This window comes from Streptomyces sp. URMC 124 (genome assembly GCF_051386455.1).
Classification (GTDB): Bacteria; Actinomycetota; Actinomycetes; order Streptomycetales; family Streptomycetaceae; genus Streptomyces.
Map to the genome: position 1 here is coordinate 1 of NZ_JBPQTS010000424.1, position 282 is coordinate 282.

Genomic DNA, 282 nt, shown 5'->3' on the forward strand with positions numbered 1-282 from the left:
GGTTAAAAGCGCTCTTCGAGCATGGTAGTTTTTACAGACCAGTACAACCTTCCTGGGATGAATACCATGTTGCTGCAATACTTCCAGTGACAGGCGCGCATTTTCAAAGGTGTTCGCTGCTTTATCTTCCTTCAGGATGGATTCTGGAGGAACGCCTAGTGAAACTCCAACATTTCTCAGAAACTCCCATTCCGTTGTTTCGACATGCGGCGTGGAGCCGCCAGAAGGCAGGATACATGGAGCGATGCCCTGATGAAATAACATTGCAGCCCTTTCCATAAG

1 protein-coding gene is annotated in these 282 nt (G+C 48.2%); it reads right to left on the reverse strand.

Translation table 11 applies throughout. The annotated features are described in order from the left end of the window. Nucleotides 1-282 (reverse strand): YdcF family protein (locus ACSNOG_RS33195; protein ID WP_436756384.1); only part of this gene is annotated, 282 nt, incomplete at both ends.